The sequence below is a fragment of the Bacteroidota bacterium genome (assembly GCA_013360915.1).
Taxonomy (GTDB): Bacteria; Bacteroidota; JABWAT01; order JABWAT01; family JABWAT01; genus JABWAT01.
In genome coordinates this window covers 197,021-213,653 of record JABWAT010000001.1, presented here as the reverse complement: position 1 = coordinate 213,653, position 16,633 = coordinate 197,021, and the positions used below count along the sequence as shown (strand labels likewise).

Genomic DNA, 16,633 nt, shown 5'->3' with positions numbered 1-16,633 from the left:
AAGGTCCTCCCGTAAAAGGACCTTTACCGGGCGAAAGGTTTCACCACTCTGATGAACCAACTTTGGGTCTTGTTTTTACTTCTGGTTCCGTTCACGGGTTTGTCTCAGAACAAACTGTCGGTGACCGATCTGAAGGTCAGAGGGACCATCACCGATTATCATGTCGATGATCTCAACGGCGATTCAAAACCCGATATTCTGGTTTCCTATTACATCACCCAGAAAAACGGACAGGTAAACCGGTATCTGGCACTGTTTCTTCAGACGCAGGGTGGCTATCTGGCAGAACCAAACCAGATACTGATCATCGATCCTGAAATTATCGGCTATGATCTTGCCAATCTGACCGGGGACGAAAAACCTGAAATTGTGCTGGTTTCTGCATCCACAGTCGAGGTGGGCGTCCTGAAAGACGGATTGGTTCTGAAAGAATCCATCAAAATTCTGTCAGCCATCTCTTTCTTCCTGCAGAATCCCGACATCCATCACCTCCCAAAACTGACTTTGAAAAATCCGGTGAAACAGAATGGCGTTGATCAGCTCCTCATTCTGGAAACCTCGGGTCTGGTTCTGATGACACCGGTCATGAAAAAAAACCTGACAGCCGACAAATCGTATCTGAGCTTTGATCCCCCGGTGTCGGTCACGCACAATTCATCCACCGTGGGAACCGATGTGTCGTTGAGCTATCCGGGGCTGGTTTCCGGCGGATCCAGCCTTCCCCAATCAGTATTTCTGGTATTCAGAGATCAGATTCATTGGGTCCGGCTCAATGATTTTGCTAAAACTCCCGATAAGGGACCCGGTGTTTCGGTCCGGTTTAACCGTGGTGAAAATGAAACGGTCAACATCGGATCGGTCTCGGACCTGAACAATGATGACGTGCCGGATGTGGTTGTGGAAAGGCGTCAGCCGCGCGATATCATTACCAACCGGCTTTCCATTGATTTTTACTATGGACGGGCCGACAAAAACCAGTTCAGTTTGCCAGCCACACCCGATCAGCGGATTGTATCAGAGGCCTTGGTGGTGGATTTTGAACTGGCCGATCTGAATAATGATAACCGAACCGACGTGGTGGTAATGGAAATGTCCGTTTCCATGGGGAATTTCCTTAGTAACCTGGTCAACAGTGATGCAAAAGCAGTTTACAAATTCCATATTCAGAAAAATGGCAAGTTCAGCAGCACACCCTCCCTCGAAAAGGATGTGAATCAGCAGATTGACCTGAATAAGAACTATTTTAAACCCGTTTTTCTCTCTGCTGCGGCCGATTTTGATGGTGATGGTCTCCCGGAGATTCTGATTAAAAGGTCAGAAAAATCGATGATCGCCTTCGGGGGAAGCTCTTCTTCACTGATTACCGCCTCTCCCGTGCTGGAATCAGCCATAGCAGTTCCGTATCATTCCCGAAGAACGGTCGCATACCACTTGTTTGATCAAAGACGGCAGGATCTGATCCTGACTTACGGAAACCTTGATTCCGAAGGTCTCCGATCGGTTTTACGTATTCTGTCCCGCTGATTTCACTCGGCACCTGATTCCCAAGTATCTTTGCTTCCCATGATTTTACTTTTACTCTGGACCGGATTGTTCCCGGTTTTTTCAGATAGTTCCGGATCCGTTTCAGGCAGTCCATCACCCGGTCTCAGTCGCCGCATTTTGTCAGTAACGGTGGAGGGAAATACCCAGACCCGGGATTATATCATCCTGCGCGAAGTGGCTCTTAAGCCAGGCGAAACTGTGAATGAGCGGCAGATCGCCTATTTCGCAGACCGGATCTATTCGTTAAACCTGTTTACTTCTGTTACCTGGCGAACTGTTCCTGAAACCTCACAGGATGGCTATCACCTCATTTTTACTGTGACGGAACGTTGGTTCTGGCTGGTATACCCTTTGTTAACCATCAAAACCGAAGAGGGTAAAAGCGTTCTCGATACTGATAGTTACACCAATTTCAGTTATGGTATCGGGTTTTATCATACCAACATTGCCGGCAGAAACATCTTCCTGAAAACGAAACTTCAGCTGGGATCGGACCGGTTTTTTTCGGTGAACATGGTGAATCCCAATCCGTTTTATTCAACATCATTGCATTGGACATTTAACCTGATCCTGCAGACAGGTGATGTGAATAAAAAATTGGGCGGCAAGGTTGATAACTCCAGATCGAATAATAATTCCATAACGGTTTCATCGGGAATTTTTCACAGATATAGCCCTTACACCGTTTATGGGATGGCTGGTGAATACAAACAGGTGGTTACCAACGGAAATGATCCGGATGGGAGGGTGAACCTCCTGAATGCAGGTCCGGCCATTGACCAGAACGTTGGAATTAATGTTTCCTGGCAACGAAATACGCGTAATTCATCTGAAGTGGCCATGAACGGTTACCTTCAGTCTGCCTATCTGAGTCACTACCTGGAAACCAATACCGGGGCCACATTCGGTTTATTTATTGCCGATGCAAGGATTTACCACCCGCTGGAGGATTGGCTGACTCTGGCGGCAATGGTGAATTATGAAACCGGAATCGGCAGGGAAATTCCATTCTATCATCATTCCTATGTCGGTAAGGATACCCAGATCAGGGGATATCAGTCCATGATACTTCAGAATGTGAACCGGATCGTGGCGAAGGCAGAACTCAGGACACCATTGGTGACTCCTTACACATTTACTATTCAATGGATGCCTATCGATCAGTTCAGAGAATTCCGGTGGGGATTGTATGCATCTGCGTTCGTCGATGCCGGCTGGGTCAAAGAACCCGGAGAGGTATATCCGGCTCTGATGGACTATCTGAAGCGAGAGGATCTGATCCGTTATTATGAACGGCCGCTGATGGGTGCAGGAATTTCCTTTAACCTGATTTTACCTTACTCGCTCAATTATAAGGCCGAGATGGCCTTTAATCAGCAGGGTGATCTGACGTTTTGGATCAGCTCAGGAACTGCATTCTGATGGCGGATCAGTTTTACGACCCGGTAATTTATCCCGTTCAATCCGGTTTCCGCCTATCGGATGAGCAGCATCATCACGCCATCCGTGTGTCGAGAATGGTTGTGGGGGACCGGTTCTGGCTGGCAGACGGCAGGGGAACCCGATCAGAATGTGTGCTTACCCATGCTTCAAAAAAAGAAGCGGTCGCACAGGTGGTCTCTGCAGCGAAGGTAGAACCGGTCTGGCCATGCCGGCTGACTGTGGGAATCGGATTACTCAAACAGCCTGCACGTCTGGATTGGGTGATTGAAAAACTGACTGAAATGCAGGTTCACCGGATTGTTGCAATTGAATCCTCCAGAACCGTAAAAGGAAATTTCAGGGCGGACCGCTGGGAGAAACTGGCTGTTTCCGCCATGAACCAGTCACTCGGGTCCTGGTTGCCAATCATCGGCTTTTCCCATTTTGAAGAACTTCCGTCTTTAACCGGATCCAATCCTTCAGCCTGGATCGCGCATGAGAAGCGCCTGGAATCCTCAGAAAACATCCGGAAAGTTCCTGTTTCAGAACCTGAAGATATTTTTGTATTTTTCGGTCCGGAAGGGGGATGGTCCGAGGCAGATCTGGCCTTCGGAACTTCGAATGGCTGGAGGGCACTTTACCTGGGCCCGACCCGCCTGAGAACCGAAACGGCCGTTCTGGTCGCCTGTTCAGCCCTTTTCCAGCAAACGATCCCGTAAGTAAACTTTACCACTTTTATGTCTTGCATCCGATTCGGGTTTTTCCTGATGGCGGTGCTTTTCTGCTCAGAAGGTTTTCCCCAAACCATTCAGGTGGATGAGGATGCCTTGTTTGATCGGTCAGGCCAATCCGCCCTTTATGAAGAAGAATCCGGTGATGAAAACTGGTTTAATCTGAACACAGCTTCTTACTCAGAACTGATCAGGTGGGCAACCCCAGACGGAAGAGCTTCGGTGGATAGCATCTATCGCTACCGGTTTCTTTCTCCCATCAGATCGGAAGCAGATCTGGCCTCCATTCCTGGCGTGGATCCGGTTTGGGCCAGTCACCTGCTATGGAACCAGGATGGTCTGTGTCAGCTGAAAACTCCCGGTCAGACACTCCTGTCACACCGGACAACCTCCTCCGGACTTTCTGATCAATGGACCGATTACCGGCAGGTAACCACCATTCGTTCCCGTTTCTTTCAAAACTGGTCGGCCGGAATGACGGCCGAAAGAGATCCGGGTGAATCCCGTTTCGCCGATCATCTGGTGGGTTATGTTCATTATCAGTCTGAAAAGGGTTGGATCCGGTCTGTGACCCTTGGACATTTCCGCCCGCGATTTGGTGCAGGTCTTGCCTGGGGGTCGGCCTATCCGCCCATGAAAAGCGACCAATTGCTGACGGTTCCGCAAAGCTGGAAAACGACCATTCAACCCTGGAGCGGTTCCTTTGAAGGAGCCGGAGCCTTTGGTTTTGCATCTGAAACCGGATGGAAACAATGGCATCTGGCAATGGGTTTGTCCCACCGTCGGGTGGATGGATACGGATACAGGCTGCAGGATCAGCCGCAGAACGTTTTCCTTCATCCCGATACCGATGGTCTGCATGTCACCGAAACAGAAATTGAAAGAAGGGCAAAACTTATCGAATCCATTCAGTTCGGTTGGATTGGCTACCAGTTTTCATCCGGGGAAATTCAGATTCATGCTTTCAGAAAGGAGTATCAATCCGGAGTGGCTACGGAGAAACTGCAGGATATCAGTCCGGTCAGGAAGAAGGGAAGTCTGAAACCCGGAAACCAGACGGGATGGGGTGGTGCCTTTCAGCACAGGGCTCCCGGAAATCATCTGGCGGGCGAGTGGTTGTTTTCTGAACGACAATGGTCGGGGACTGCTGCCTGGTTGGTGCAGTTGCCCGCTGGATTCCGGTCGATGGTTATGACCCGATACCTGGGAGTGACCGAACCGTCGCTTTATTCTGGCATGCTTTCGGAGGGAAACCCTTTGACTGGGAATGAGGCTGGCTTATATACCGGTCTTGACTACCGGACGGTCGGCTGGAAAGCAGCTGTGATACTGGACCGATGGGAACAGATTTACCCGGATCCCGGTCAGAACAGCCGGGCTTCCGGCTCGGACTGGATCATCTCAGGCACATTCCGGACCGGAAAAAACAGCGATTGCCGGTTGGGAATGGCTTTATCTGCAGACAAAGGACCGGAACCAGCAGAAAGGAGAAAGTGGAAGGTTTCCTGGAAACAATCCTTCGGGGAAACCAATGTGGTACTATTCAGATGGGACTTTCTTAAAAATGTCACTCAATCAAAAGAGGGTACTGCCATCACCATCCGGCTGACGACGACCCCTGATTCATGGTGGAGTGCAGTCAGTCAGATGAGCTGGTTTGTTGTGAATGATGCAACGGTCAGGCCATTTATTTCAGATCCTGAAGTTCCGGGTCTGATGGTTTTCAGGGCATTGTATCAGAAAGGAGTCCGTTATTCGGCGTTGTTTACGATCAGTGAGGACCCCTGGCCTTCGGTTTCTGTCAAGTGGGGATTGACCCGGGTGACGGATGTGCTGAATGCCGGTTCCTCCGTTAAACCAGGGTTGAGTCAGGATGCAACAATCCAGATCAGATGGAATTTCTGATCCCGGAAGAGTCCCCGGGATCAGAAACGCTTTGAATTATTTGCCAGACTTTGCGGCAATCAGGTTCAGTGCTCCGCCAGCTTTAAACCACTCAATCTGCTGATCGTTATAGGAATGCAATACGTCGAATGATTCCGACGATCCGTCTGAGTGAGTTAACTGACAGGTCAGTGATTTTCCCGGAGTGAAGGTGGTCAGACCAAGAATCGAAATCCGGTCGTCTTCACGGATTCTGTCATAATCCGCAGCCGATTTAAAAGTCAGGGCAAGCATCCCCTGTTTTTTAAGATTGGTTTCATGGATACGGGCAAATGATTTCACAAGAATAACCCGTCCGCCCAGCCACCGGGGTTCCATGGCCGCATGTTCACGACTCGATCCTTCACCATAATTTTCATCTCCGATGGTGATCCAGCCGGTTCCTGCAGCTTTATAAGCCCTGGCATTATCGGAAAAGCTTTTTACTTCGCCGGTTACCTGATTTTTTCCCTTGCCAGGCTCATACCCAAAGGCATTAATGGCTCCGATAAACATGTTGTTCGAAATGTTATCGAGATGTCCGCGGTATTTGAGCCATGGACCGGCCGGTGAAATGTGGTCTGTGGTGCATTTTCCCTTCACCTTCAGCAGTAAATGCAGGTTCAGAAGGTCTTTCCCATTCCACGGTTCGAATGGTGTTAAAGCCTGAAGACGGTCTGAAGTTGGACTGATGGATACCTTGACAGAAGAACCATCCTTTGCAGGAGCCACGTAGCCAGATTCTCCCTGATCAAATCCTTTGGAGGGAAGTTCTTTTCCTGCAGGTGCTTCGAGCCTTACCGCCTGTCCTTCCTCATTTACCAGCGTATCTCTGAGCGGATTGAAGGTGAGTTTACCTGCGATGGAAAGGGCTGTTACGATTTCAGGTGAGGCCACGAAGGCGTGTGTGGCATTGTTCCCATCATTCCGGCCAGTGAAATTCCGGTTGTAACTGGTAATAATGGAATTCTTCTCATCCTTCTTCACATCATGACGCTTCCATTGCCCGATGCAGGGTCCGCAGGCGTTGGCCAAAACCACTCCACCCACTTTGGAAAAAGCCTCCATCTGACCGTCACGTTCAATGGTCGCCCGGATTTGCTCCGATCCGGGAGTGATGATAAACTCGGACCGGGCCTTCAGTTTTTTTGCAACTGCATCCCGAACGATCGAAGCAGACCTTTCCATGTCCTCATAGGACGAATTGGTGCAGGAGCCAATGAGACCAACTTTTAATTCCTCAGGATATCCATGTTCCCTGACTGCTTCTGCAAATCGTGAAAGCGGCCATGCCAGATCAGGAGTGAAGGGCCCGTTGATGTGGGGTTCCAGTTCATTCAGGTCAATTTCAATGATCTGATCGTAATAAGCCTGAGGGTTGGCTGCCACTTCAGGGTCGGCCTTCAGGTGAGACGCATGGGCATCTGCAAGCGCGGCCACCTCCTTGCGTCCGGTCACCTTCAGATAGTCTGCCACTCTTGAATCATACGGGAACACACTGGTGGTGGCACCAATTTCTGCTCCCATGTTACAAATGGTTCCTTTGCCCGTGGCAGAAATGGATTCAGTTCCTGGTCCGAAATACTCCACAATGGCCCCGGTTCCGCCCTTAACGGTCAGAATACCTGCCAGTTTCAGAATCACGTCTTTTGCAGAAGTCCAGTTGTTCATTTTTCCGGTGAGTTTCACACCGATGAGTTTTGGAAACTTGAGTTCCCAGGTCATTCCTGCCATGACATCAACCGCATCAGCACCGCCCACCCCGACTGCGACCATGCCAAGTCCGCCGGCATTGGGAGTATGACTGTCGGTTCCGATCATCATCCCGCCCGGGAATGCGTAATTTTCAAGTACCACCTGATGAATGATACCGGCACCGGGTTTCCAGAACCCGATTCCATACTTTTCAGATACGGATGCCAGAAAGTCATAGACTTCTTTGTTCTCGGTATTTGCTTTATTGAGGTCTTTTTCAGATCCGAATTCAGCCTGGATCAGGTGATCGCAATGAACCGTTGATGGAACAGCAACCTGAGGAATACCCGCCGACATGAATTGCAGCAGTGCCATCTGGGCCGTTGCATCCTGCATGGCAACACGATCCGGATAAAAATCGGCATAATCTGATCCGCGCTTCAGGGGAGTGGCAGGAAGGTCTGCCAGGTGGGAGTAGAGAATCTTCTCGGTCAGTGTCAGTGGTCTTCCAAGTAGTTTCCGGGCTGCAGGAACCCGTTCACCCATGGTTTTATATGCCTTTTCGATCATATCCAGATTGAATACCATGATGTTTCCTGTTTAAATTCGGTTTATGGTTAAAATCTTAAAATTAATAGTGAACCGGTCGTAAACCAACGTCCTGACGGGGTATTCATGGTCATCTCTCATACTATCACCGGGGAAACCCGGCTTCGCCTGACGGACAGGTGGAAACCGGCACAAAATCCGGGAAAACCACATCTGCCCGGTTTTGATATCCGGTGGCACTTTATCATTCTGCTTAATGACGAACCGGCCGGACATTTCTACGTGGGCTACCGCCAGGAGGGGAAGGTGATTCAGGCCAGATTGGTGATAGCCGGCGAAAAAACCGGATGGTCTGGTGAGACCATTCCTTTCATCATCGGATCGGTCTCTGATTTGTTGCTTGCAGATGGAAAAGCGGCAGGTCTGACCATTCTGCAACAACCGGTCACCAATTACCATCCGGAGTTTCCGGGTTTGAGGGAGAGTCCGTCCGACAATGGACCGGCCTGGTTTCTGCCCATTGATCAGAAACGATCAGCCCGTCATTGGGATGATCGTCCCGACTGACTCAGGAACCGAAGTGCGAACTGATCTGGGTAAGCCGTGAATCCATCCAATGTCTGACATGGTCGGTTGAACCATTCAGGTTACCAGAGGGCATCGACCACGTTAACCGTGACACATTCTTCCGGATGGGGATGGCCTGAACTTCAATGCTGGCCGAGTGTCCATCCGGTGTTTCAACGGTGAATTCCAGGCGGGTTCCAGTCATTTTCCGCAGGGCTTTTTTTGCACTTTTTTCGCCGAGCGGGACTTCCATCTGCGGAAGGTATGGATAATGGAAGGCCGATTCATTCAATGTTGGTATCTGGTCTGCGTACCAAATGGCCTCAAGCACCCGGTAGGGAGCCACTGGAATATCGACAGGTGTTTTCATAACTGCTCCATTGTTTTAGAAATGGAACAGTAAATTTTCAGGATGGAGTTCCGGACTCTTTCATTACCCGGGCAGTATAGGTCTGATGCAGCATCCGGGTGACCGGACCTGGTTTGCCACTGCCAATGGTTTGGTGGTCAATGGAGCAGACCGGAAGAATTTCCCGTGTGGTACTGGTGATGAAGCATTCCTGGAAAGAACTGAGCTCATGAATAGAAACCGGTCTTTCAAGAACCGAAAACCCACAGTCCCCCGCAAGATTCATTACAAACCGTCGGCGGGTTCCGTGCAGAACCAGATTGGAAGGTGTGATCAGTTCGTTTTCCCGGATAAAAAACAAATTGCAGGTAGTGCCCTCTGTCAGATACTCACCGGTTTTATAAATAACCTCCTGAAATCCTTCCTGCCTGGCCAGGGCCAGCTCGAGAACAGCCTGTGAGTACATGACCGATTTTGCAAGTGGCCGGTAACGATCGAAGGAAATGGTTTTTGCTGCGATCCCCGTTTGATACCATTGGGCAGGGAACGGATGAATGGCCTCGGTAAGCACCACCAGTGATGGATGACCAGGCATCAGCGAGTGATCACCCATTCCCGGAGTCAGAAGCAGTCTGAAGGCTGATTCAGGCAATGGGGAAATGGCTGCAAGATGGTAAATCACATCCCGGAGATGGTCCGGACTGATCCCATGGGCGATTTCCATTTCATCGGCAGATCGGAAAAACCGTTCCAGATGGTCATCAAGCAGGAAGGGAACCCGATGATACGTACGCAGGTAATCGAAAACACCCAATCCCCTGAGGATCAGCAAATCGTAGACAGGCAGACGAATGTCTTCTGTCGGCAGGTAACGACCATTGTAATAGCCAAACAGCCGTTGACTCAGTGGGTCATCCATGCTTTCAATCCGCGGATGGCCTGCCTGATCCGATGTTCATTTTCGACAAGGGCAATTCTGACGTACCCCTCGCCATTGCTGCCAAATCCTAGTCCGGGACTGAAGGCCACACGGGCATTTTCCAGGGCCAGGGACGAGAATTCCACCGATAACTTTGAGGCAGCGAAATCAGGGATCTGAGCCCAGACAAACATACTTGCACTGGGTCTGGGCACCGTCCAGCCGAATTTTCCAAGTCCATCAACCAGCAAATCACGGCGCTTCCTGTAGACTTCACGCAATTCCGGGATAAACCGGTCGCCTTCGTTCAGGGCAACGGTTGCAGCAATCTGAATCGGCTGAAACATGCCATAATCCAGATAGCTTTTAATCTTGGTGAGAGCAGAAACCAATTGCGGATTACCGGCACAGAATCCGACCCGCCAGCCAGCCATGTTATAGGTTTTGCTGAGGGTGTAAAACTCAACGGCCACGTCTTTGGCCCCCGGTATCTGAAGTATACTGACCGGTTCGCCTTCAAAAGTCAGCTCGGCATAGGCCTGGTCATTGATCAGCCAGACATCCTTTGACCGGGCAAAGGCCACCAGTTCCCTGAAAAAGGCATCCGAGGCGACATAGGCAGTCGGATTGCTGGGAAAACAGGTGAGGATCATTTTGGGTTTGGGCCAGGTGGTTTCAAAGGACCGTTTGATGTTTTCGAAAAATTCCTTTTCATCGGCCGGCATGGCCACATGGTGGACCTGGGCCCCGGAAATGACGGCCGCATAGGTATGAATCGGGTAAGTCGGATCGGGAACCAGCACGGTATCACCCCGGTCCAGGCAGGCCAGCATCAGGTGGGCAAGACCCTCCTTGCTTCCGATGGTGGTTACGACCTCGCGGTCAGGGTCCAGGCTGACGTTGAATCGTCTCAGGTACCAGTTGGCCAATGCTTCCCGGAGTTTAAAAATACCTCGGCTGACCGAATACCGGTGGTTCTTTGGTTTGGTGGCTGCCTCTGCCAGTTTTTTTACAATAAAGTCAGGAGTGGGTAGATCCGGGTTTCCCATACCCAGATCGATGATATCCACATTATTGCGGCGCAACTGGTACTTTTTTTCGTTGACGACTGCAAAAACGTAAGGGGGAAGGCGTTTAATCCGGTCAAAATTGGGATCTGGCATATTCACTCCAACGGGAGATGAAAGAATAGTGGATCCGGATCAGATCGATCCGGTGGCACAATTTATCCATTTCCGGTCTGTTTTTCCATGCAGGAAACCGAAAACAAACGGGTTCTGTGGTGGGTCATGATTTTGAAACATTCCTGTTTGACTACCCGGACCCCATCCCTTATATTTGCAGGCTTTTCCGACAACAAGAAAAACGATAAATAGGAGCACAATCAGTGGATCACAACAGCTTCAAGACCTGGAGTGCAAAACCCGGGGAAGTAGAGGCAAAATGGTGGTTGATCGATGCAGAAGGCAAAGTCCTCGGACGACTGGCTTCCGAAATCGCCCACCTGGTCAGAGGCAAACATAAGCCTCAGTACACACCGCACGTCGATACCGGTGATTATGTCGTCATTATCAATGCCGACAAAATCATGGTAACCGGTAACAAAGCCGAGCAAAAGGAATATTTTTCCTATTCTGGCTATCCGGGTGGTGGAAAACACCGCAAATTCAAGGAATTGAAGATTTCAAAACCTGAATTTATCATTTCCAATGCTGTAAAGGGCATGCTTCCGAAGAACACACTTGGCCGTCAGATGCTTAAGAAGGTCAAGGTTTTCCGCGGATCAGAACATGAACATGCAGCACAGCAACCCCAACCTTACACCTTTAAGGACTAAGGAGAGGAAATGAGTCAAGTATTTAATGCCGTGGGCCGTCGCAAAACAGCAGTCGCCCGTGTAAGAATTGTAGCAGGATCCGGTAAAGTAATGGTTAACAAACGTGAGTTTAACGATTACTTTCCCACCGATATTCTGCGGATGGCAGCCGTAAAACCGCTGGCAACCACCCAACTCGATGGAAAATATGATGTCATGGTGAACGTTCACGGTGGAGGACTTACCGGTCAGGCCGGTGCAGTCAGCCTCGGAATCGCCCGTTGCCTGCTTCTCGCAGAAGAAGGTGTGCGCGAACCATTGAAACGTGAAGGTCTTCTCACCCGCGATTCCCGTATGGTTGAGCGGAAGAAACCAGGACGTCCGAAAGCCAGAAAACGGTTCCAGTTCTCGAAACGTTAACAACAATTTTCAACGACACATACTGGTTGGCCGGATCACCCTGTCAGTTTAAACTGATGCCGGTCCGGGAATACCTGCCAGTAGAGGAAAAAGGGAAATAAACATGCAAGCACCTGAATTAAAAAGCCTCCTTGAAGCTGGTGTCCATTTCGGACATCTTACCCGCCGGTGGAACCCAAAGATGAAGCCGTACATTCTGATGGAACGTAACGGTATCCACCTGATTGACCTGAAAAAGACTCAAACGCTCCTGATGGAATCTGCGCAGGAAATTGCAAAGATTGCCTCGGAAGGGAAGAAGATCTTGTTTGTCGGAACCAAACCCCAGGCACGGGAAGTCCTCGGCCGGGAAGCTACAAGGGCTGGTCAGCCGTATGTGACCGAACGGTGGCTGGGTGGAATGCTCACCAATTTCGTCACCATCCGGAAATCGGTTAAACGTCTGCAGCAAATTGAAAAAATGGAATCGGATGGAACTTTTGAGAAGTTCATTAAAAAAGAACGCCTCATGCTTACCCGCGAAAAAGAAAAGCTGGTAAAGGTTCTTGCCGGGGTTGCTGCCATTAACCGGTTGCCAGGTGCCATTTTTGTGGTAGATATTAATCGTGAATCGATTGCTGTATCAGAAGCTCAGAAACTTGGTATTCCGGTTTTCGCCTTCCTTGATACCAATTGCGACCCTGATGCCGTCGATTTCGGTATTCCGGCCAATGATGATGCGCTCGGTTCAATCGAGATTATCACCAAAACCATTGCCGAAGCAATTATTGAAGGTTCCAGCATGACCACCAATGCTGTATCCGAAACAGAAGAACAGGAAGAATCTGCTGCCGCAAGTTCTTCCACCGAAGCTTAATAGAGGAATTTGTATGGCTGAAATCACTGCCAAAGATGTTCAGGTACTCCGCGAAAAAACGGGTGCCGGAATGATGGATTGTAAAAAGGCCCTTGGCGAAGCCAATGGTGATCTTGAGAAAGCAGTTGAAATCCTTCGTAAGAAGGGTGCTGCTGTGGCCGCCAAACGTGCCGACCGTGAAGCGAAAGAAGGGTTGGTCCTTGCGAAGGTATCCGCTGATAAAAAGTCGGCCATTCTGGTTGAAGTGAATTGCGAAACCGATTTTGTGGCTCGTAATGAAACGTTTTCCGGATTTGCAGAACAGGTTGCTGTCTTTGCTCTTGAATCGGGTTCACAAACCCTGGATCAGCTGCTGGATAAAAAAGCACCCTTTACCAACGGACAGTCCATCCGTGACTATGTAACCGAACTGACCGGAAAAACCGGCGAGAAGATCGAAGTCAGACGTCTGGCAGCTGCTGCGGCGCCTGCTGGTCAGGTTATCGATTATATTCACCCGGGTTCCCGGCTTGGGGTTCTGGTTGTGCTTGAAACAGCTGGTTCCGATTCCCGCATTGCCGATCTTGGAAAAGACATTGCCATGCAGGTTGCAGCGGCCAATCCCATGGTTCTCACCCGCGATCTGGTCAATACGGATAAGATCAATTCAGAGCTCGAGATTTATAAAACTCAGGCCCGGAACGAAAAGAAACCAGAAGCAGTCATTGAACGGATTGCTGTTGGTAAACTTGAGAAATTCTATGAGGACAATGTTCTCGTTGAACAGAAATTCGTAAAGGATCCGTCCAAAACCATCAAGACCATCGTTGAAGAAACGTCGAAAGCCACCGGGTCACCGGTGACGATCAAACGATTCGTCAGATTCCTGATTGGTGAATCACTCTGATTAAAAGGTCTCCGTACAGGAGGCCTTTTTTTTTACCTTCTACTTTTACAGATTATGAAATACAAACGAATTCTTCTGAAACTCAGTGGCGAAAGTCTCATGGGTTCCCAATCTTATGGAATCGATCCTGCCATGCTCGATCAGTTCGCCGGTGAAGTGAAATCAATACGGGATCTGGGAATCGAGATTGCAGTTGTAATCGGTGGCGGAAATATCTTCAGAGGTGTTTCTGCTGCTGCCGGCGGTATGGATCGTGTCCAGGGTGATTACATGGGGATGCTGGCGACCGTGATTAATTCCATGGCCTTGCAGGATGCGCTGGAAAGGAAAGGGGCTTATACCCGCCTGATGACGGCTATTAAAATGGAACAGATTGCTGAACCGTTTATCCGCCGCCGGGCAGTACGCCACCTGGAAAAGGGAAGAATCGTGATTTTTGGTGCCGGAACCGGCAATCCCTATTTCACCACCGATACGGCTGCCGTGCTCAGGGCAATCGAGATTGAAGCAGATGCCATCTTCAAGGGGACAAGGGTGGATGGAATTTATGATTCCGATCCCGAGAAAAATTCAAATGCAGTAAAATTCCCGACGATTTCGTACATTGATGTTATTCAGAAAAACCTGCGGGTAATGGACCTGACTGCCATTACGCTCTGTCAGGATAATAAATTACCCATTGTGGTTTTCAACATGAATGAGCCCGGGAATCTGGCCCGTGTACTGAAGGGCGATCCCATTGGCTCCTTGGTTCACTAACATTACAGGTTAACAGTATGTACAAAGCGGTGATAAAGGAAACAGAAGAGCGGATGCACAAAAGCATAGAAGCCCTTCTGCATGAGTTTAATTCAGTCCGGACCGGACGCGCAAATGCCTCTCTGCTGGACAATGTCAAAATTGAGTATTACGGCACTCACATGCCGATCAATCAGGTTGCCACGGTGAATGTGCCCGATGCCCGCATGATCACCCTTCAGCCTTGGGATAAAGGCATGCTTGGTACCATCGAAAAGGCCATCCGGGAAGCCAATCTTGGTTTGAATCCATCCAATGATGGTATTCTGATCAGATTACCGATTCCTCCCCTGAATGAAGAACGTCGGAAGGAACTGGCAAAGCTGGTTAAAAAGTATGGCGAGGAAGCAAAAATTGCAGTCCGCAACATTCGACGGGATTCGAATGAGAAGTTGAAGAAACTGGAGAAAGACAAGTCCATTTCTGAAGATGATCTGCGGGATGCTGAAGAAGAAGTCCAGAAGGTGACCGATCGGTTCATCAAGGAAATTGATGGACACGTGGCTCATAAAGAAAAGGAAATTTTCGAAGTCTGATCAGGCCGGTCCACGGACTGCAGGAATTTCAAGCAAACCGGACCTGAGTCCGGTTTTTTTTTTTTATGCAAACCAAATCCATTCTCAGACAACAGTTTCTGGAAAGACGGCAGGCCATGTCTCCGGCCGACGTTCTGACCCGCTCGGAGAAAATCACTAACCGGCTGATGCCCATTCTTGAAAAAGATCAGGGACCGGTTTGTATGTTTATTGGAATGCCCTCCAAAAACGAAGTAAACACACTGCCTGTTCTCATTGCTTTGCTCCGAAAGAAGAGGCCGGTGTGGTGTCCGGTGGTCACCAGAAGCAGAAGAATGGCAATGGCTCCCGTTGGCGACCTGACCGACCTGGATGATTCCCACCCATGGGGTCTCATTCAGCCAAAACAGGAACTGGTGCAATCGGATTTGCCGGCATTTTCTGTAATTCTGGTTCCGGGAGTGGTTTGGGATGATTCGGGCTACCGGATCGGGTATGGAAAAGGGTACTATGACGGTTTTCTGAGTCAGTCGGGGAAACAGTCACTTAAAGCAGGTCTGGCTTTTCAATTTCAGGTCATCAGTTCTGTCCCTGCCGACCCATGGGATGTACCTGTCGATGTTCTGATCACCGATGAAAAGGTGATGGAAACCGGGCGGAAAAAACTCAGTCTCTGACCTGTCCGGTAATGGATTCCAGATTGAAGGAAACACCGAACCTGTGAACACCCTCAAAGAGCCCCAGATTGGCATAACTGTACTGCATACTGAATGCCTTGGCGGCCAATGAGGCACCGAAATTAATGCCGGATAAATCGAATCCGCCACTGGTTTTTAATTCCTCTCTCCGTCCAAGATGCGAGGAAGCATAAACAGTCAGGGTCGGTGACAACGAAATTTTCCCAGATACAATTAACAGGTTGATGATTTTAAAGTCATCCTCTTCAACCTGGCCAATGTCATTCAGTTCAAGACCCAGTGTGACCGGAAGGTATTTCAGCGATTTGCCAACCTGAAGGTTCAGGGTTGTGGGAAGCTTTTCCCGCTTGCTGTAGCCATCAAATTGGTATCCTGCATTCCGTAAGATCAAACCGGTAAATAAACCCAACTGGTTCCATTGGTGATAAATTCCCGCATCGGTCACCATACCGGAACTGTTATAAACTCCGATGTAACTGCTGACGAATTTGACCGATACCCCGATGGATAATGTGTCTGCGATTGAATACCCGCCTGTTACACCTGCCACCAGATCAGAAGCAGAAAACGTACCGGTTTTATTTCCCGATTCATCGGTCTCAGGCATGGAGCCATAGTTGATGTAGTGAACAGAGAATCCGACCATTCCGGCGAAGGGAAGCTCTGCCGAATAGGTGAGTGCACCCATGTCAATATCAGCAACGTAACGGGTGTAACTGGTGGTCAGTGTTCCGGATCGCAATGTTGGGGCAAAGGCCGGATTCGAAAGAAAAGCATCTTCCTCACCCGACAAAACCGAGGCATGTCCGCTGGCTGCGGCCTGCAATGGAGTTGCGGGGAGATTTAAAAAGCGCCAGGTTGTCTGCCCATAACTGCAGAGGGGAACAATCAGAAGCAGGAGTAATGTTGTCTTTATCTGGTTCATAAAAGTAAAGTTACCCTTG

Annotated in this window: 17 protein-coding genes; 12 read left to right on the top strand and 5 right to left on the bottom strand. The window is 49.5% G+C overall.

Annotated features, from left to right (window positions below; translation table 11 throughout):
• The first annotated feature begins 51 nt into the window (after positions 1 to 51).
• From HUU10_00945 to HUU10_00930, 4 genes are read left to right on the top strand one after another with little or no spacing between them, the layout of a single operon-like run.
• A complete protein-coding gene (locus HUU10_00945) occupies positions 52 to 1,524 on the top strand; it encodes a VCBS repeat-containing protein (GenBank protein NUQ80151.1) in 1,473 nt (490 codons plus the stop codon).
• Between the two features lie 39 nt (positions 1,525 to 1,563).
• Positions 1,564 to 2,967, top strand: a complete 1,404-nt coding sequence (locus HUU10_00940; GenBank protein ID NUQ80150.1) for a hypothetical protein — start codon at positions 1,564 to 1,566, stop codon at positions 2,965 to 2,967.
• Positions 2,967 to 3,686: a 16S rRNA (uracil(1498)-N(3))-methyltransferase gene (locus HUU10_00935; protein ID NUQ80149.1), complete on the top strand. Its 720-nt coding sequence runs from the start codon at positions 2,967 to 2,969 to the stop codon at positions 3,684 to 3,686. The genes HUU10_00940 and HUU10_00935 overlap by 1 nt, the downstream gene beginning before the upstream one ends.
• Before the next feature lie 48 nt (positions 3,687 to 3,734).
• Positions 3,735 to 5,603 carry a hypothetical protein gene (locus HUU10_00930; GenBank protein NUQ80148.1) on the top strand — a complete coding sequence of 623 codons (1,869 nt, stop codon included), beginning with the start codon at positions 3,735 to 3,737 and terminating at the stop codon, positions 5,601 to 5,603.
• A 36-nt stretch (positions 5,604 to 5,639) separates the two neighbouring features.
• On the opposite strand, the gene HUU10_00925 is transcribed toward HUU10_00930, so the two are convergent.
• The gene (locus tag HUU10_00925; protein ID NUQ80147.1) at positions 5,640 to 7,904 is read right to left on the bottom strand and encodes an aconitate hydratase; all 2,265 of its coding nucleotides are present in this window, start codon (positions 7,902 to 7,904) and stop codon (positions 5,640 to 5,642) included.
• 87 nt (positions 7,905 to 7,991) lie between these two features.
• Here HUU10_00925 and HUU10_00920 point away from each other — a divergent pair, with 87 nt between their 5' ends.
• Positions 7,992 to 8,432, top strand: coding sequence for a hypothetical protein (locus tag HUU10_00920; GenBank protein ID NUQ80146.1), 441 nt, complete (start codon positions 7,992 to 7,994; stop codon positions 8,430 to 8,432).
• Between the two features lies 1 nt (position 8,433).
• On the opposite strand, the gene HUU10_00915 is transcribed toward HUU10_00920, so the two are convergent.
• Genes HUU10_00915 through HUU10_00905 form a run of 3 tightly spaced genes read right to left on the bottom strand, consistent with a single transcriptional unit; the run spans position 8,434 to position 10,863 of the window.
• Positions 8,434 to 8,802, bottom strand: a complete 369-nt coding sequence (locus HUU10_00915; protein NUQ80145.1) for a hypothetical protein — start codon at positions 8,800 to 8,802, stop codon at positions 8,434 to 8,436.
• Positions 8,803 to 8,839: 37 nt separating this feature from the next.
• The gene (locus tag HUU10_00910) at positions 8,840 to 9,700 is read right to left on the bottom strand and encodes an aminotransferase class IV (GenBank protein ID NUQ80144.1); all 861 of its coding nucleotides are present in this window, start codon (positions 9,698 to 9,700) and stop codon (positions 8,840 to 8,842) included.
• The gene (locus tag HUU10_00905; protein NUQ80143.1) at positions 9,685 to 10,863 is read right to left on the bottom strand and encodes an aminotransferase class I/II-fold pyridoxal phosphate-dependent enzyme; all 1,179 of its coding nucleotides are present in this window, start codon (positions 10,861 to 10,863) and stop codon (positions 9,685 to 9,687) included. Before HUU10_00905 ends, HUU10_00910 begins: the two co-directional genes overlap by 16 nt.
• 224 nt (positions 10,864 to 11,087) lie before the next feature.
• Here HUU10_00905 and rplM point away from each other — a divergent pair, with 224 nt between their 5' ends.
• From rplM to HUU10_00870, 7 genes are all read left to right on the top strand, one after another.
• Positions 11,088 to 11,537, top strand: a complete 450-nt coding sequence (gene rplM / locus HUU10_00900; protein NUQ80142.1) for a 50S ribosomal protein L13 — start codon at positions 11,088 to 11,090, stop codon at positions 11,535 to 11,537.
• Between the two features lie 9 nt (positions 11,538 to 11,546).
• Positions 11,547 to 11,936: a 30S ribosomal protein S9 gene (gene rpsI / locus HUU10_00895; GenBank protein ID NUQ80141.1), complete on the top strand. Its 390-nt coding sequence runs from the start codon at positions 11,547 to 11,549 to the stop codon at positions 11,934 to 11,936.
• Positions 11,937 to 12,039: 103 nt separating this feature from the next.
• Complete coding sequence (gene rpsB, locus HUU10_00890; GenBank protein NUQ80140.1) at positions 12,040 to 12,792, top strand: 30S ribosomal protein S2; 753 nt, start codon at positions 12,040 to 12,042, stop codon at positions 12,790 to 12,792.
• A 13-nt stretch (positions 12,793 to 12,805) separates the two neighbouring features.
• A complete protein-coding gene (locus HUU10_00885; GenBank protein ID NUQ80139.1) occupies positions 12,806 to 13,678 on the top strand; it encodes an elongation factor Ts in 873 nt (290 codons plus the stop codon).
• Positions 13,679 to 13,732: 54 nt separating this feature from the next.
• Positions 13,733 to 14,437 carry a UMP kinase gene (locus HUU10_00880; GenBank protein ID NUQ80138.1) on the top strand — a complete coding sequence of 235 codons (705 nt, stop codon included), beginning with the start codon at positions 13,733 to 13,735 and terminating at the stop codon, positions 14,435 to 14,437.
• A gap of 17 nt (positions 14,438 to 14,454) precedes the next feature.
• Entirely contained in the window at positions 14,455 to 15,012 is a 558-nt protein-coding gene (gene frr / locus HUU10_00875; GenBank protein ID NUQ80137.1) for a ribosome recycling factor, read from the top strand.
• Positions 15,013 to 15,077: 65 nt separating this feature from the next.
• Entirely contained in the window at positions 15,078 to 15,668 is a 591-nt protein-coding gene (locus HUU10_00870) for a 5-formyltetrahydrofolate cyclo-ligase (protein NUQ80136.1), read from the top strand.
• On the opposite strand, the gene HUU10_00865 is transcribed toward HUU10_00870, so the two are convergent.
• The gene (locus HUU10_00865) at positions 15,658 to 16,614 is read right to left on the bottom strand and encodes a PorV/PorQ family protein (GenBank protein NUQ80135.1); all 957 of its coding nucleotides are present in this window, start codon (positions 16,612 to 16,614) and stop codon (positions 15,658 to 15,660) included. The genes HUU10_00870 and HUU10_00865 overlap by 11 nt on opposite strands.
• Positions 16,615 to 16,633: the final 19 nt, after the last annotated feature.

Bases quoted from the DNA above. Each gene is read 5' to 3' on its own strand.
- HUU10_00945 (NUQ80151.1), top strand. From the start codon at position 52: ATGAACCAACTTTGGGTCTTGTTTTTACTTCTGGTTCCGTTCACGGGT.
- HUU10_00940 (NUQ80150.1), top strand. From the start codon at position 1,564: ATGATTTTACTTTTACTCTGGACCGGATTGTTCCCGGTTTTTTCAGAT.
- HUU10_00935 (NUQ80149.1), top strand. From the start codon at position 2,967: ATGGCGGATCAGTTTTACGACCCGGTAATTTATCCCGTTCAATCCGGT.
- HUU10_00930 (NUQ80148.1), top strand. From the start codon at position 3,735: ATGGCGGTGCTTTTCTGCTCAGAAGGTTTTCCCCAAACCATTCAGGTG.
- HUU10_00925 (NUQ80147.1), bottom strand. From the start codon at position 7,904: ATGGTATTCAATCTGGATATGATCGAAAAGGCATATAAAACCATGGGT.
- HUU10_00920 (NUQ80146.1), top strand. From the start codon at position 7,992: ATGGTCATCTCTCATACTATCACCGGGGAAACCCGGCTTCGCCTGACG.
- HUU10_00915 (NUQ80145.1), bottom strand. From the start codon at position 8,802: ATGAAAACACCTGTCGATATTCCAGTGGCTCCCTACCGGGTGCTTGAG.
- HUU10_00910 (NUQ80144.1), bottom strand. From the start codon at position 9,700: ATGGATGACCCACTGAGTCAACGGCTGTTTGGCTATTACAATGGTCGT.
- HUU10_00905 (NUQ80143.1), bottom strand. From the start codon at position 10,863: ATGCCAGATCCCAATTTTGACCGGATTAAACGCCTTCCCCCTTACGTT.
- rpsI (NUQ80141.1), top strand. From the start codon at position 11,547: ATGAGTCAAGTATTTAATGCCGTGGGCCGTCGCAAAACAGCAGTCGCC.
- rpsB (NUQ80140.1), top strand. From the start codon at position 12,040: ATGCAAGCACCTGAATTAAAAAGCCTCCTTGAAGCTGGTGTCCATTTC.
- HUU10_00885 (NUQ80139.1), top strand. From the start codon at position 12,806: ATGGCTGAAATCACTGCCAAAGATGTTCAGGTACTCCGCGAAAAAACG.
- HUU10_00880 (NUQ80138.1), top strand. From the start codon at position 13,733: ATGAAATACAAACGAATTCTTCTGAAACTCAGTGGCGAAAGTCTCATG.
- frr (NUQ80137.1), top strand. From the start codon at position 14,455: ATGTACAAAGCGGTGATAAAGGAAACAGAAGAGCGGATGCACAAAAGC.
- HUU10_00870 (NUQ80136.1), top strand. From the start codon at position 15,078: ATGCAAACCAAATCCATTCTCAGACAACAGTTTCTGGAAAGACGGCAG.
- HUU10_00865 (NUQ80135.1), bottom strand. From the start codon at position 16,614: ATGAACCAGATAAAGACAACATTACTCCTGCTTCTGATTGTTCCCCTC.